The following is a 15084-nucleotide window of genomic DNA, read 5'->3' on the forward strand; positions in this document are numbered from 1 at the left end:
CAATAAAAAAGGCCCGCTATTTAACGGGCCTTTTTTATTCCTCTTATAAATCCGATTTTGGATTTTGAGAAATCAATCAATTAGTCAAGAATTCAAATTCCTCTTTGTATATATCCTGCATACCTAAATCCGTATCAAAAACCATGATGTTCCCATTATCAATATCATAAGCATTCCAAACAGGAAGGTTTTCACCATTTGGATTCCCTCTCTTGGCAAAATTGACCCAATAAGCGGACATTTGATTTTCCAAGGTACGCTCCTCGGGTTTCCAGTCCCGTTGCCACTGATCTAAGGTATGGAGCGCAAAAGGCACTTCCGAAGTATGAAATGCCCCGTAGTTGGGAAAACCAGGCTTATCCGTAGGAACATGGGTAAACTCGTACAGCCAAACATTTTTGTCCATGTATTTGGCCAATAAGTAACTGGGGACACCAGCGAAGTTTAAAAGGTTCAATTTTTTTTGTGAGGCTGTGGCTTCTTCATCGGTATTGGCGGGGAAAAACTCTAAAAATTCCCCAGTTCTGTCACCATAGTTGTCGAAAGCATCTTTTTTGAAGGACGTTGTGGTGACACCACTTGCGGGAAAAAGTGACGAATCACCCGTAACCCAACCCGAAAGAACGGACACTTGATTTTGTTTCCCTTCCTTAAAATATTCCAACAAGTCCGTAGGGAGGAAATAATCATCCAAAACCACCCCAAATCTTCCAACAGCACTTTCACTGCTGATTTTTTGTAGTTCGTTGGCAGGAATAGCTCTTAAATCAGCTATGGATGATTTACCAGCAAATTTTTGAAAAGACAAGCCTTGCTGTTCAGCCGATGGTAAATCCTGCATCAATCTACCACTTAAGATACCTCCACTTTGGGTAATCGCTTTTTGGAAATATCCTTTGGCCAACGGGGACGCTATTTGGACATTGACACTGAAAGAACCGGCAGATTGCCCGGCAATAGTTACATTTTCAGGATCTCCACCAAAAGCTTCTATGTTATTTTTCACCCATTTCAGGGCCTGTAATTGGTCCATGAATCCATAGTTTCCGGAAGCATTGTGGCCTGATTCCTCGCTCAATTCAGGATGCGCCATAAAGCCCAAAACCCCAACACGATAGTTGATGCTTACATAAACGATTCCTTGTTTGGCCATTTGGGCACCATCATAGATATCACAATTTGCCGACCCTGAATTCAGCCCGCCGCCATAAATCCAAACAAAAACGGGTAGTTTTTCGGTTTCGGATTTTGCAGGGGTCCAAAGGTTTAGATAGAGGCAGTCCTCGCTCAAGGGTTCCGGTTTGGCAATAAATTCTTCGGTCCAACACAAAAATGGTTCGGGTTTGTTCTGGATGGGACTGGGACCAAATTCGGTACACTCCTTTACGCCCTTCCATGGTTCAACGGGCTGTGGGGCTTTCCAACGCAAATCGCCTACAGGAGGTTGCGCAAAGGGTATTCCCTTGAAAACCCTAATATCGTTGATACTATATCCTTTTACCTTACCATCCCGAGTTGTAACAATGGTTTGTGCCTTTATACCGAAGCACAGCATTATGAGCAATGTGCTTAATATTTTTGTTTTCATCATCATTGTGCTTGTGGTTTACTTGTTTTTAAAGAGTAAGGGGGCAAAATCATGGAGGTTTCGTCTCCATGTGAGGAAAGTATGTCCCTTTCCTCCATTCTTGTAATTATATTCAATGCCGAAGTCATCGAACATGGCCATCATATTTAAGTTGTTCTGATAGGCAATATCTTCTTCTCCTCCCATATAAATCTGGAAAAGGTCGAATTGATTGATTTCCTCATTTTTCATTACATCAGCATACTTTTCCTTTATTTCTGCTATGTTGGGAGAAAAGTACCCGGTACTCATGGGGATCACATAGCCGAACAATTCTGGATTCCATAGTGCGGTGTTCAAGATCTGCACACCTCCCATGGAAAGACCTGCAATGGCCCTATGGGAACGAATGGTGGAAACTGGATAGGTGCTTTCAATCAAGGGAATAATATCATTTAATAAATCCTTACAAAAAGGGTCTTGGTCCGGTCCAACTCCCATGAAAAACCCTTCCTCCTCCGTGTGTCCGCTCGGCATCACTACAAGCATAGGTTCCAGTTTGCCCTCTGCATATAAATTATCCAAGATAACGTTGGCCCTTCCGGCAGTTGTCCAAGAGGCATCATTGTCACCACCTCCGTGCAATAAGTAAAGAACGGGTAGCTTATCTTTTTTCTTAAGTTGACCATACGAAGGAGGTAGATAAACATGAAGCCTTCTTTGGGCTCCGTTTAGGCTTTGGGAAGTATACCAAACTTCTTCTACCCGGCCGTGGGGTACGTTTTTTCGAGTTTGAAAATTGTTTTCCGGCCCTTTTATTTCAACTAGGTTTGAAAAACCATTTAAGCTTTCTTTGACTAGGTTATTTTTGGGATCCAAAGTATTGATTTCATTGACCTTAAAATCATAAGTATAAATATCCGGAGTGACTTTGTTTTCAGTCTGACCAGACCAAACACCCAGGTAATCCTTCTTTAAGGTAATACCGGGAAACCCTCCTGGGAAATCCCCGGAGACAGAAACTTTTTCAGCCTCTGGGGCGTAGATATTAAATTGCAAATTACTGTCCTCCCTCCATACTACGGATTCCAAAGAATCATTTGGACTTGGGATACGTTGGAACGGTGAAATGGAGGCAGGTTTTTCCATAAAACCATGCATTTTTAACCAAGCTCCGAATTGCTCATACCAAGTATCCGTGGGTATGCCCTGTTGTCGCATTCCAAAGCCATGTCCGCCTTTTTCATAAATATGTAGTTCGGAAGGTTGGTCTGCCTCAAACCATTTTTTGTAAATATTGATGCTATAAGGCACCATCCCCAATTGGTCGTCACTTGCAACCGCTACATAAATGGGAGTTTTAGTTGCAGGTATATCCGAACCTATAACAGCAGGCTCATAAGCATAGATCGGAGCAACAAAGTTAGGTCTGGTATCTTCATCTGCATTGTATAGTACAGACATCGCCAACGTTCCACCGGCGGAAAACCCCATAAATCCGACTTTATCGGGGTCAATATTCATTTCCTTGGCGTTTGACCTAACATATTCCATGGCTTTTAATCCATCTGCCATGGCCAAGGGAATTATAGGTTCGTTCTCTTTGTCGAGGGCATCAAAATCGCTCATTTTTCCCATCAGCTCCTTTACAGGGTCATCAGTAAAACTTCTTGCCAAACGATATTTAAGGACAAACGCTGCAATACCTTTACTATTTAACCATTTAGCCACATCAATTCCTTCGCTTTGCACGCTCAAGGTATGAAAGGCACCTCCCGGAGCAACGATTACAGCTGTGCCATTTGCTGTGGATTTTGGGGGTAAGTAGGCGGTGATAGTTGGGTCAATTACATTATAAACAATAGGAGTATTAAATTGATTTTTTTCACTTAGTCCCTTTTTCCAGGTCCATTCTTCTGAGCCAGGGGCTTTTCCTTCATACAGTTTTATTTCCTGTTGGGCACATATGAAGTTCGTAAAAACAAAATAGATAAGTAAAAGGGCTGTTCTTTTGATATACATGTATCTCAACATTTTATATAGATTGTCTCAATTTGTTACAATGATATATTGATTTTTTTATTTATACCTATTTTTTCGGCCCAAAAAATCAACATTACATGATTTATTATTGAATATTTTGACAAATTGAAGAAAATATGAAATTAGTTCATTCTCTTGTTGGACCTATGCTTTATGGATAGTTTTCTTGGAATTCGAAGGAAGTTTTATGCGCTTTCCCATTATCTTCCTTTAACTTTGCCCCAAGCTATATGCCCTTTGAAAAAAGCCGTCCTTTTTATGATCATCAGTACATTTTCATTTACGCTTATGAATGCGTTTGTGAAATACCTGAGCCATTTTCCCACTTTTGAAATCGTTTTTTTCAGATCTATTGGGTCGCTTTTTTTGGCTACCTCCTATATCCTGTATAAAGGAATCCCGATTTTAGGACATAATAGAAAATTGATGCTCTATCGATCTTTTGCCGGACTCACGGCCATGAGTCTTTTTTTTATGTCGCTAAAGTATATTCCAGTAGGCACTGCGGTTTCTTTAAGATACATTGCACCTATCTTTGCGGCTTTTTTCGCCGTATTCTTGCTTAAGGAAAAATTGCGGGCTGTACAGTGGCTGTTATTTGTTGTTGCTTTCTGTGGCGTTCTAGTAATAAAGGGCTTTGGGGACTCCTTAAATACGACAGGCCTGTTATTGGTACTAATAGCCTCTGTTTTTAGTGGTATGGTATATGTTCTGATTAGAAAGATTGGAAAAGGGGACCATCCCTTGGTAGTCGTCAACTATTTTATGTTTATAGGTACGCTTGTTGGAGGAATATTGAGCATTAAAAACTTTATCCTACCTCAAGGAAGCGAATGGATATTACTATTAAGTTTGGGTATTTTTGGTTTTTTTGGCCAGCTTTTTATGACCAAGGCGTTTCAGGTGGCAAAAACAACCCTGGTAGCTCCATTAAAATATATTGAGGTCATCTTTACCGCTACCGTAGGGGTATTTTGGTTCGGTGATATTTATTCGGTCCTTAGTATATTGGGCATTGCACTGATCGTTGGTGCTTTGGTTGCCAATGTGTTTATCGGTAAGCGCTGATAATAAAATCCAATACTATCTTCCTGTACGTGTTTCCGCAATGCTCCCGTTAATGTCATTAACGGAATTCAGCACCGTAGTCCTTATTTCATTTTCTATTTCTTGGGAATACTGCATAAAAAGAATTGCAGCGGCAATGAACATCATTAATATTAGAATATCCGTCATCAATTTGGCGTCCAAGCTATTTTTTGAAGTTTTCATCATCCGAAGTGTTAGGTTCTAATACCTAAATTTAGAAATTATTAACATTATTAACAAATTTTTAAGAGAAAAGATTGATAGTTCAGTCTGATAATCTGAATCGATTCGATGATTTCTTGGATTAAGCGTGTGAAAAATTCGATGAAATACACAAAATTTTAAGAAAAAAGCTAAAAACCTGTGAAAACCTATGAATTTTTGTCAAGTCTAGAGTGAATCACTTTTGGGAACTTTGTCCTGTTGAACCCCAAAACCCAGTATTATGAGAAATACTCTAGCTTACAAAATGATAATCGGGTGTAGCCTATTCATAGGTTTTTATACCCTAAATGCCCAGGGCAGTTTGGTGGTTTCCAGTGAGACCCATCAATTGACCGAAACGGAAAAACGGCTCCAAAACTACGAGGACCTAAAATCCTTGGGTTACACGGAAAAGGAAATTTATCAGGATTTAGGTAATGCACATTTTTTGTCGCACAACTATGAAACAGCTTTGTTCTGGTATGAGAAATTGAGCGAGATTAGTCCAGATGGCCATTTAGATTCTTCCTATCAGAAACGCTATGACCATGCGCTGTCAAAATTGGGAAAAACGGCAAAGCAGGAAAAAGAGGACGAGAATTGGACGGAGCTTGTAAAGTCTGACTATCATATGACCTACGCTTCCCCAAATTCCAACAAGCGATTTTCGCAAAGAAAGAATTTTAGGCCCTTGCAAATCGATACCGAGTTCAGTACGGCCTCTTTGGGTAACGAAAGACCCTATTTTTCTGCAATACAGGACAAACCCAAGGTAAAGGAGTTTAATTATGAAAGCCCTGCCGTGTTGACCAAGGACGGAAAAACGGCCTACTTCAGTAAAGAGGTTTGGGTAAAACCAACCACTGGAATATTTTCTAAAAAGCAAAAAGTCCACCGGATTTTTAGGGCGGACAAAGTAAATGGTGAATGGAAATCCATTAAGGAATTGGCATTGTGTCCAAAGGAATATTCCGCGTTGCATCCGGCAATTTCCAAGGATGGTACTAGGCTTTTCTTTGCTTCCAATATGCCAGGAACCTTTGGAGAGTTTGATATTTATGTCACTACCATAAAGTCAAACGGCATTGTTGGAGTTGCCAAAAACTTGGGTACTAAGGTGAACACGTTAAAAAATGAAATGTACCCCAAGGTTATGGAAGGAAACACCTTGGTTTTTGCCTCGGAAGGCCATCAAGGATATGGCGGATTGGATGTCTATATGGTAGAGGTTGAAAAAAGAAACGTAGGCTTGGCCATGAACATGGGTAGCACAATCAATAGTCCTAGTGATGACTTCTCCATTCAATTTACGAATGAACAGGGTATGGGCTACGTTATGTCCAACAGAGGTGGAAATGGCAAGGCCATGGAAATGGTCGCGTTCTCCTACTTTGGTGAAAATAATACCAAGAATATTAGGGATTTCCATTTGATGGAAGCCATGAATACAGAAACTAGAACCCAGTACTCATCATCAGTTTTTGAGGATGAAAATTAAATAGATGAAATTCCCCCCGAATCTTTTCTATGATGAACCACGCAAAGGAAATTAACCCACATCCCTAGAATGTGATGTTAATACCCCCAATCCTTTGAAGATAATTTTACTCGAACGTTAAACCCTACTCAAATGAAAAATATTCATAAAATATCGGCAAAAATAGGACTCCCCCTAATCCTATTCATGTTTATGGGAAGCCTAAATGTAATTGGACAAGAGACTGGTACCAATTTAAACTCCAGTAGTACGTATCATAACCAGTTGTTCTTCAATAGATATTTGATCAACCCAACCTTTTCCTTGGTACGGGAGAACAAATCCTATCTAAATATTTTACACAGGAACCAGTACGCCACTTTTGATGACAATAGTCAGAACTATTTTTTAGGTTTCAGTAATATGTTGAACGATAAAACGGCCATAGGAATTGGTGTTTACAGTCAGTGGGCAGGAGTGGTGCAGGAGTTTGGTTTTAATGCCAACTACGCCACCGCGGTAAAACTTGGTGATAAGAGCACACTTACTTTTGGTACCAATGTTACTTATTTCAATCAAGGATTGGATAAAAATCGTGTGGTCATATCTGAAACGGACCCGGAAATTGCAGAGTCTAGAAAGGAAAGTAAAATTGCCGTGCAGCCAGGGATCAACTTATCCATTGGGAAATTCGATTTTGGGCTTTACGCCGAGGATTTACTTAGATATAACCAAACTACCGATGAATTTTTGACCAATCTATCCACTAGAAGTGTAAAGGCCTCTATGCAATATACCCATACGTTCAATGCCGGAAGAGGATTGTTTGAAAATGCCCGTTTGATGCCTTTGGGACAAGTAGGTAAAAACGAGGATGGAAGCATATACTATTTAGGTTCCCTTTTATTGGACCTACCAAATTATGGATGGTTGCAAACAACGATAGACCAAGAATACGGCATGTCCGCCGGTGTGGGGTTCAACTTCAGTAAGAAGATGTCCTTGGGATACTTAATAGAGAAGGACCTTTCCCAAAATGAGTCCAATCTAGGTTGGAACCACGAGGTATCCTTGGCCTATAAATTTAAGGACGAGGATATGTCCATCACCATTGCAGATCGCTCCAATGACAGTAAAATAGATGCCATAGTACGAAATTATGAAGAGCAAATTGCCGATTTGATTTCGGAGCGGGACAAAGCCCAAAGAAAGGAGCAAAGAACCGAGAAAAAGGAATTGGCTACTACCCAAAAATCAGCCAAACCTTCAATTGATGAGGCATCTTTGGTAAGTAATGGCGCAAGTAATACGGATGCCAATGACTTGGCCTATCAAAACCGTTTGATTTTGGACGAACTTATGTTGAGACAGGATTCCATAGAGGAAGCGCGGACCTTGGCCTTCGAGAAAAAGTTTGAGACCATTGTGAGGCTATTGAGGAACGATATCAAAAATAGTGTCGATTCCAACATTCAAAACTTCAAGTTGGAGGAAAGGACTATGATGGCCGCCAAGAAAATGGAGGAGGAGCATGCTAGGATGGCTGCGGAGGAAGATTTTGAAAAGTACAATAAGCTACCTATAAAAATGTTGGGCGATTCAGATGTACTGGGAATAAAGTCTGGATATTATGTGATTGCCAATGTATATAGCAACAAGAAGTATTTGAATGCCTTTATGCAAAAGTTGAAAAGTCAGGGTTTGGATGCCAAGCAGTTTTATAACAAGGAGAATGGTCTTTACTATGTATACTTAGCGGATTATGACTATAAAAGTGAAGCTCATAACGCATTTGTCTCCAATTTAGATGGTAAATACAATGATGAAAAATGGATTATGCAGGTAGATCAGCATACGGCCACAGCTTCTAACACCTTTGAAGATGGGGATTCCTATTAAAAAATTAACAAAAATATAGTGTATGTAACATACTATAAAGACAATATAAAAGTTTGAGTATTTCTATGTTTGAGTAAATTGTCGACAGAAGGAGGGGTAGTATCCGGGGGGATAACTGGGCCCCTCCTTTTTATTTTTAGTAAAAATCTCGATGAACTACAACCAGATTGTGCATTTTATCGAAAAAATGCAGGAGTTTATCAGGTCTAGTTGTTAAAGAAGTATATTTCAATCCCAAATAAATTAGAAACCATTGTTTAACCCCAAATCCCCCTAACATGGAAAAATTTTACCTACAGCTTGCGACCCACAAGCAATCCTTCTTGGCGACAATAAATTTAAACTTTCTTAAAGTTTTAGATTTCATGGATTTTATTCTCAAACCTACATTGCATCCCCAAGCATTTGGTATTGGAGAATAAAATTTCTTAAGACCCCTTACTTTTAGTGTTTTGACCATCACCGGTGGATTATAGGACCAATGCTCCTGTAACCTTAAAGGTCTAGTGTGATTTTTGAAAAATTCCTAGGGTTTTTATGCTAATCGATACCCAGTTTTACCAAATATTAACCCCCCGGATATGGTTTCTACCAAGAAATCATTCAGGACAATTTAAATTATTATGAATACTCAAGACTTAAAAATTATTATTGTAGAAAAAGATGAAACGTTACATGCAGCCTATTTGAACCAGTTGAGAGCGGTTGACGGATTTATTCTTATGGGAATTTACAATTGCCCTAGCAAGGCGCTTAAGGATTTTAACAGGACCAGGCCTGATATTGTACTCACAGAAATCGATCTTTCTGGTACTAGTGGTTTGGATACCATTCAGTTGTACAAGAAAAAAGATTGGAACGTTAAGGTCGTAATGATAAGTGAAAACAACGATTTTGAACTTATCAAGAAAAGCTTTAAAAAAGGAGCAAACGGCTACTTGACCAAACCTATGTCCGCGGACAAATTTAGCCATGCCTTGACCAGTGTAAAGGAGGAGGGGGCCACACTCAGTAATGATATTGTAAAACAAGTGGTCTCCAATTACAACAAAAAGTCCTTTAGCTTCTTTTCTGAGCGGGAAAATCAAATTGTAGATTATCTCTGCAACGGTGCCACCTATAAGATGATTGCGGACAAATTGTTCGTCACTACCAGTACGGTCAACTTCCATATCCAAAACATTTATTTGAAATTGGATGTAAACTCTAAGTCCGAAGCCTTGAGCAAGCTCCAAAGTTTATGATTCCTACCTGTGCTATGGTAGAGGCCCTTGAAAATGTTAAAGTTTTCAGGGGCTTTTTTATTTGTCTACGAAAAGGGTTTCGTTAAGTTTTCGTAAATAACGAAAAAAATATAAATATCTAAATATCAATCTGGTAATACTAAGGAATGATGAATTAAAACTATATAAATTTAACTAATCAATAGATATTCTTATTCCGAACATGCTTCTAAAAGCCTAGTTTATACTATTTTTAGGTGGGAAAATTTAATTTCAACTAAAGCACCTCTCTATATGTATTATTTAGGTTTGGATATTGGTAGTTCTTCCATCAAGGTTGCATTGGTGGCATCCGGCACTGGTAAAAGTGTGGATGTCGTTCAGGAACCGGAAACGGAAATGTCCATGCTGGCGATAAAAAATGGTTGGGCAGAGCAAAATCCGGAGGATTGGTGGATTCATGCCTGCAATGGCATCAAAAAGCTCTTGGAGAATCATCAGATTGCCCCCGAAGCTATTATAGGTATTGGGATTTCCTACCAAATGCACGGCTTGGTAGTGGTGGATGAGGAAAAAAAACCATTACGTAATTCCATTATCTGGTGCGATAGCCGAGCAGTACCCATCGGTCAGAATGCCTTTGAAGAGATAGGCGAGGAAAGATGCTCGGAATATTTATTGAATTCACCTTCGAATTTTACGGCCAGTAAGCTAAAATGGGTAAAAGACAATGAACCGGAAATTTTTGCCAAAATCCATAAGTTCATGTTGCCCGGTGACTATATAGCCCTTAGGCTTTCCGGAAAAATAAACACGACGGTCTCTGGACTTTCGGAAGGAATTTTCTGGGATTTTAAAAATAAGGAAATCGCTTCTTTCTTAATGGAATTTTATGGTTTGGATACCAGTATGGTTCCCGATATCGTGGAAACCTTTGGGATTCAATCCAGAGTTCATGAAAAAGGGGCGTCTGAAAGTGGTTTAAAAGTTGGCACTCCAATTTTATATAGGGCGGGGGATCAACCAAACAATGCACTTTCCCTTAATGTGTTCAATCCGGGTGAAGTGGCCGCTACAGGAGGTACCTCTGGGGTCGTTTATGCCGTTACCGATAGTTTGTCGGTAAAGGAAAGTGCAAGGGTGAACAATTTCGCCCATGTAAACTATAATCCCAAAAATGACTCTAGAATAGGCAAATTACTTTGCATCAACGGTTCTGGAATCCAGTATAGGTGGCTACTCAACAATTTGGATGTGGCGTCCTATGACGAAATGAACAAATTGGCGGAGGAAGTTCCTGTAGGTTCCGATGGTGTGGTAATCATACCTTTTGGGAACGGAGCGGAACGCATGCTTAACAATCAGGAAGTTGGTACACGTCTGGTAAACATTAACTTGAACAACCATGGCAAAGGACATCTTTGCAGGGCAGCTCTGGAGGGTATCGCCTTTTCGTTTGTTTATGGGATGGAAATTATGGAATCCGATGGTATACGGGTCAATGTGATGAGGGCAGGAAACGACAACCTTTTTAGGTCTGAAATTTTTTCGGAGACCGTAGCTACCCTTATCGGCTATGATATTGAAATTTATAATACTACGGGTGCCATAGGAGCAGCCAGGGCAGGACTTTTACAGGATGGGGATTACGAAGTTTTTGGAAAAGCCATCATGGAAAACGATTACATAATGACATTTAAGCCTTTAGAGAATAAGGCGGAATACCAAAGTGCATATCAACTTTGGAAGAAGGAATTAGAAATAAAATTAAACAACTTATAAAACAATTATAATGGCGGACAAGCAGTATTTTAAGGGAATAGATACCATCAAATTTGAAGGAAAGGATTCAGACAATCCAATGGCATTCAAATATTATAATCCGGATCAAGTGGTTGCGGGCAAAACAATGCGAGAGCATTTTAAATTCGCAATTGCATATTGGCATACCTTCTGCGGACAAGGATCCGATCCCTTTGGACCGGGTACCCAAAATTTTGAATGGGACCAATCTTCAGACCCAATTCAGGCGGCAAAAGACAAAGCCGACGCTGCCTTTGAATTTTTTGAAAAAATCGGGTTCGATTATTTCTGTTTCCATGACTTTGACCTGATTCAAGAGGGGCCAACGTTTTTGGAGTCGGAAAAAAGATTAAATACCATTGTTGATTACATCAAGGAAAAGCAGAAGGCTTCAGGTAAAAAATTACTTTGGGGAACGGCAAACTGTTTTTCCAACCCAAGGTACATGAACGGAGCGTCCACCAACCCTGAATTTAACGTGGTGGCGAGGGCCGGGGCACAAATTAAAATGGCATTGGATGCCACAATGGAACTTAATGGTGAAAACTATGTGTTCTGGGGTGGTAGAGAAGGTTATATGTCCTTGTTGAATTCTGACATGGGACGCGAATTGGACCATATGGGACAGTTTTTGGCCATGTGCAGGGATTATGCCCGTAATCAAGGCTTTAAAGGAAATTTCTTTATTGAGCCAAAACCTATGGAACCTATGAAGCATCAGTATGATTTTGATACCGCTACGGCTATTGGTTTCCTACGTGAGTACGGATTGGAGAAGGATTTTAAAATAAATATAGAAGTAAACCATGCCACGTTGGCCCAACACACCTTTCAACATGAAATAGCAGTTGCCGGTAAAGCTGGAATGTTGGGTAGTTTGGATGCCAACAGGGGAGACTATCAAAATGGATGGGATACCGATCAGTTCCCTAATAATATTTTGGAAACTACGGAGGCCATGTTGGTATTCTTGGAAGCCGGAGGCCTACAAGGTGGTGGAGTAAATTTTGACGCTAAGATCAGACGTAACTCTACAGATTTGGAAGATATTTTCTTGGCGCATATTGGTGGTGCCGATACGTTTGCACGTGCCCTTATCACTGCTGACAAAATAATGACTTCTTCTGCTTATACAAGTCTGAGGAAAAAACGATACAGTTCCTTTGACTCTGGAAAAGGAAAGGATTTTGAAAATGGTAAGTTAGATTTGAACGATCTATATGCAATTGCCAAGGAGAACGGAGAATTACCTTTGGTAAGCGGTAAGCAGGAATTGTTCGAAAATATTATTAATCAATATATATAATTCAAGGAGTTTTTAACAAAAAAAAGGTCTTGAAGAATATCAAGGCCTTTTTAGTTTAAAGCAATGAAAAAAATCACCTTAAAGGACATAGCGAAGTATTTTGATGTTTCCATTTCTACGGTATCCAAAGCGGTCAACGATAGCCATGAGATAAGTAAGGACTTAAAACAGCGGATACAGGAGTATGCCAAAGAGCAGCATTATAAACCCAATAAGCTTGCGTTAAACCTTTTAAATAGAAGTACCAAGACCATTGGGGTTATTGTTCCCAATATATTGAACTATTTTTTTGTTCAAGTACTTTATGGTATAGAAAAGGTGGCCAATGAAAACGGGTATAATATCATTAGCTGTATTAGTAATGAATCCTATGAAAAGGAATCGAAAACCTTGGAATTTTTAGATTCGGGTACCGTAGACGGATTAATCATTTCTTTGGCGGAGGAAACCCAAGTCAAGGAAAGGGTAGAGGGACTTCAGGAAATAGCCGAAAATCAAATCCCCTTGGTTTTGTTCGATAGGGTCTCGGATTTAATTGCATGTGATAAGGTCATTGTTGATGATTTTGAGGCCGGGTACAAGACCACCAAATATTTCTTTAACATTGGATGTAAAAATGTGGCATTTGTTTCTCCTATTGGTAAGTCCAGCGTGGGGAAATTGAGACATGAAGGCTATAAGAAAGCCTTGGAAGAAGCCGGAAGACCTTATGATGAAAAGCTAGTGGTGAACTTTACCGCCAAGGATGATTTGGATTTAATCATGTCTTTTTTACTTAATTATAAGCCCATAGACGGTATTCTAGGGCTGGACGAAATAACTGCTGTGAAAATTCTACACATTGTAAAATCCCGAGGATATAATGTTCCCAATGACGTCTCAATCGTAGGTTTTACAAACGGACAGTTATCCCAATATGTCACGCCATCGCTTACCATGGTAAGTCAGCATGGCAAGTTTATCGGAGAAAAAGCCGCTGAACTTTTAATAAAACGCATTCAACATCCCGATAGACCATTCGAGACCAAAATGGTCAAAACGAGCCTTTTGGTTAGGGACTCTACAAAAAAGCTACAGTAACTATACCGTATCCGGATGTGGATGCTTCCATTCACCTCTATACGCACGCTGCAATTTATCGGTCGCCTCTTGGTCGTCAACAATAGACATGTTGCTTGGGTCATAAATCAATGGTCTCCCTAAATCCATGGATAGGTTTGCCAAAATGCAACTTGCCGTGGAAATATGTCCTTCTTCTATATCCGCAATAGGTCTCGTGCCATTGGCAATAGCCTCCAAGAAATCAATCATATGTCTTCTTGTGGCGGGCGCTGCATTCAGTTCATTATCCTTTTCAACCAAATCTTCAGGATATTTTTCTTTTTCAAAGAGAACATCAAAATGTACGGGTTCACCTTCTTTACCATAGGGAATAAAATCGGCCTTCATGGTACTTCCTTTTAAAACACCTTTTTCCCCATAAATGATAAAGGCCCAAGGGTATTCCGGGTCCGCAGGATTACCCCAGCTCCTATGCTGCCATACGCAGTTTACACCATCATATTCAAAAACGGCAGTTTGGGTGTCCGATATGTTTGACTTCCCATCCTTTTGCACATAAATACCTCCTTCGGAACTTATTCGTTTTGGCCATCCCAAATCCAACATCCAGCGCACGGTATCCAGCATATGGACGCACATATCACCCATAATGCCGTTTCCATATTCCCTAAAGGTTCTCCACCATCTTCTATGTGGAATTCCGTCATAAGGTCGCCACGGTGCAGGGCCCGTCCACATTTCATAGTCCAAAAATTCGGGAACAGGTTGTACGGGAGGGTTTCCATTGGCCCGCATGTGATAATAACAGCACATTTCAACATGGCCTATTTTTCCCAATAGTCCCTTATCCACAATTTGTTGCTTGGCATCTATCAAATGGGGTGTACTTTTTCTTTGCGTTCCAACCTGTACTACTTTGTTATATTTTCTTGCCGCTGCAACCATGGCCTCTCCCTCAATGACATCCACACTTATAGGTTTTTGAACATATACATGTGCGCCAGCTTTTATGGCATCAATGCACATTAGGGCATGCCAATGGTCTGGAGTTCCAATGAGTACGATGTCCAATTTCTCCTTTTTAAGCATATCCCTGTAATCAGAATATAACTTTGGGACTTTCCCGTTTTTTTGCCTTTGTGAAACCAATTCCCCCACTTCATTTAGAAAATTGGAATCCACATCACATAGGGAAACGACTTCAACGTTGGCCACTTGTATTAATTTAAAAAGGTCACTTGTCCCGTACCAACCGGTTCCTATCAATGCCACTTTTTTGGGCTTTTCATCCTTAAAAAATTCAAATCCATAACTACCCATAGAGGACAAAAGCAAGGAGGCCGCCGATGCCCCTTTGATAAATTTCCTTCTTCCTAAATTTTGTTTTGTATTGGTCATTCTAATGTAATTA

11 protein-coding genes are annotated in these 15084 nt (G+C 40.0%); 7 read left to right on the top strand and 4 right to left on the bottom strand.

What is annotated here, in order from left to right; all coding sequences use genetic code 11:
• Positions 1-76: 76 nt before the first annotated feature.
• On the bottom strand, positions 77-1588 hold the full coding sequence (locus CJ263_RS16470) for a carboxylesterase/lipase family protein (RefSeq protein ID WP_094999279.1): 1512 nt from the start codon (positions 1586-1588) through the stop codon (positions 77-79).
• Between the two features lie 18 nt (positions 1589-1606).
• Positions 1607-3589: an alpha/beta hydrolase-fold protein gene (locus CJ263_RS16475; RefSeq protein ID WP_094998269.1), complete on the bottom strand. Its 1983-nt coding sequence runs from the start codon at positions 3587-3589 to the stop codon at positions 1607-1609.
• Between the two features lie 258 nt (positions 3590-3847).
• Here CJ263_RS16475 and CJ263_RS16480 point away from each other — a divergent pair, with 258 nt between their 5' ends.
• On the top strand, positions 3848-4678 hold the full coding sequence (locus CJ263_RS16480) for a DMT family transporter (RefSeq protein WP_262890572.1): 831 nt from the start codon (positions 3848-3850) through the stop codon (positions 4676-4678).
• Positions 4679-4693: 15 nt separating this feature from the next.
• On the opposite strand, the gene CJ263_RS16485 is transcribed toward CJ263_RS16480, so the two are convergent.
• Complete coding sequence (locus tag CJ263_RS16485) at positions 4694-4882, bottom strand: hypothetical protein (RefSeq protein ID WP_094998270.1); 189 nt, start codon at positions 4880-4882, stop codon at positions 4694-4696.
• Positions 4883-5144: 262 nt separating this feature from the next.
• On the opposite strand from CJ263_RS16485, the gene CJ263_RS16490 reads away from it, so the two are divergent.
• The 6 genes from CJ263_RS16490 (at position 5145) to CJ263_RS16515 (ending at position 13691) form a co-directional block, all read left to right on the top strand.
• Positions 5145-6401: a tetratricopeptide repeat protein gene (locus tag CJ263_RS16490; protein ID WP_094998271.1), complete on the top strand. Its 1257-nt coding sequence runs from the start codon at positions 5145-5147 to the stop codon at positions 6399-6401.
• Between the two features lie 132 nt (positions 6402-6533).
• On the top strand, positions 6534-8279 hold the full coding sequence (locus CJ263_RS16495; RefSeq protein ID WP_094998272.1) for a PorP/SprF family type IX secretion system membrane protein: 1746 nt from the start codon (positions 6534-6536) through the stop codon (positions 8277-8279).
• 623 nt (positions 8280-8902) lie between these two features.
• Entirely contained in the window at positions 8903-9523 is a 621-nt protein-coding gene (locus CJ263_RS16500) for a response regulator transcription factor (protein WP_094998273.1), read from the top strand.
• 273 nt (positions 9524-9796) lie between these two features.
• Positions 9797-11284, top strand: coding sequence for a xylulokinase (locus tag CJ263_RS16505; RefSeq protein WP_094998274.1), 1488 nt, complete (start codon positions 9797-9799; stop codon positions 11282-11284).
• A 10-nt stretch (positions 11285-11294) separates the two neighbouring features.
• Positions 11295-12611 (top strand): xylose isomerase, encoded by a 1317-nt coding sequence (xylA, locus tag CJ263_RS16510; protein ID WP_094998275.1) that lies wholly within the window; start codon positions 11295-11297, stop codon positions 12609-12611.
• 63 nt (positions 12612-12674) lie between these two features.
• Positions 12675-13691, top strand: a complete 1017-nt coding sequence (locus CJ263_RS16515) for a LacI family DNA-binding transcriptional regulator (RefSeq protein WP_094998276.1) — start codon at positions 12675-12677, stop codon at positions 13689-13691.
• Here CJ263_RS16515 and CJ263_RS16520 read toward each other — a convergent pair whose 3' ends face one another.
• The gene (locus tag CJ263_RS16520) at positions 13692-15071 is read right to left on the bottom strand and encodes a Gfo/Idh/MocA family protein (RefSeq protein ID WP_094998277.1); all 1380 of its coding nucleotides are present in this window, start codon (positions 15069-15071) and stop codon (positions 13692-13694) included. It abuts the gene before it with no gap.
• Between the last annotated feature and the right edge of the window lie 13 nt (positions 15072-15084).

Source organism: Maribacter cobaltidurans (assembly GCF_002269385.1).
In the GTDB taxonomy this organism is placed as follows: domain Bacteria; phylum Bacteroidota; class Bacteroidia; order Flavobacteriales; family Flavobacteriaceae; genus Maribacter; species Maribacter cobaltidurans.

Coding starts and splice junctions, on each gene's coding strand:
- CJ263_RS16470 (WP_094999279.1), bottom strand. CDS start 1,588: ATGAAAACAAAAATATTAAGCACATTGCTCATAATGCTGTGCTTCGGT.
- CJ263_RS16475 (WP_094998269.1), bottom strand. CDS start 3,589: ATGTATATCAAAAGAACAGCCCTTTTACTTATCTATTTTGTTTTTACG.
- CJ263_RS16485 (WP_094998270.1), bottom strand. CDS start 4,882: ATGAAAACTTCAAAAAATAGCTTGGACGCCAAATTGATGACGGATATT.
- CJ263_RS16490 (WP_094998271.1), top strand. CDS start 5,145: ATGAGAAATACTCTAGCTTACAAAATGATAATCGGGTGTAGCCTATTC.
- CJ263_RS16495 (WP_094998272.1), top strand. CDS start 6,534: ATGAAAAATATTCATAAAATATCGGCAAAAATAGGACTCCCCCTAATC.
- CJ263_RS16500 (WP_094998273.1), top strand. CDS start 8,903: ATGAATACTCAAGACTTAAAAATTATTATTGTAGAAAAAGATGAAACG.
- CJ263_RS16505 (WP_094998274.1), top strand. CDS start 9,797: ATGTATTATTTAGGTTTGGATATTGGTAGTTCTTCCATCAAGGTTGCA.
- xylA (WP_094998275.1), top strand. CDS start 11,295: ATGGCGGACAAGCAGTATTTTAAGGGAATAGATACCATCAAATTTGAA.
- CJ263_RS16515 (WP_094998276.1), top strand. CDS start 12,675: ATGAAAAAAATCACCTTAAAGGACATAGCGAAGTATTTTGATGTTTCC.
- CJ263_RS16520 (WP_094998277.1), bottom strand. CDS start 15,071: ATGACCAATACAAAACAAAATTTAGGAAGAAGGAAATTTATCAAAGGG.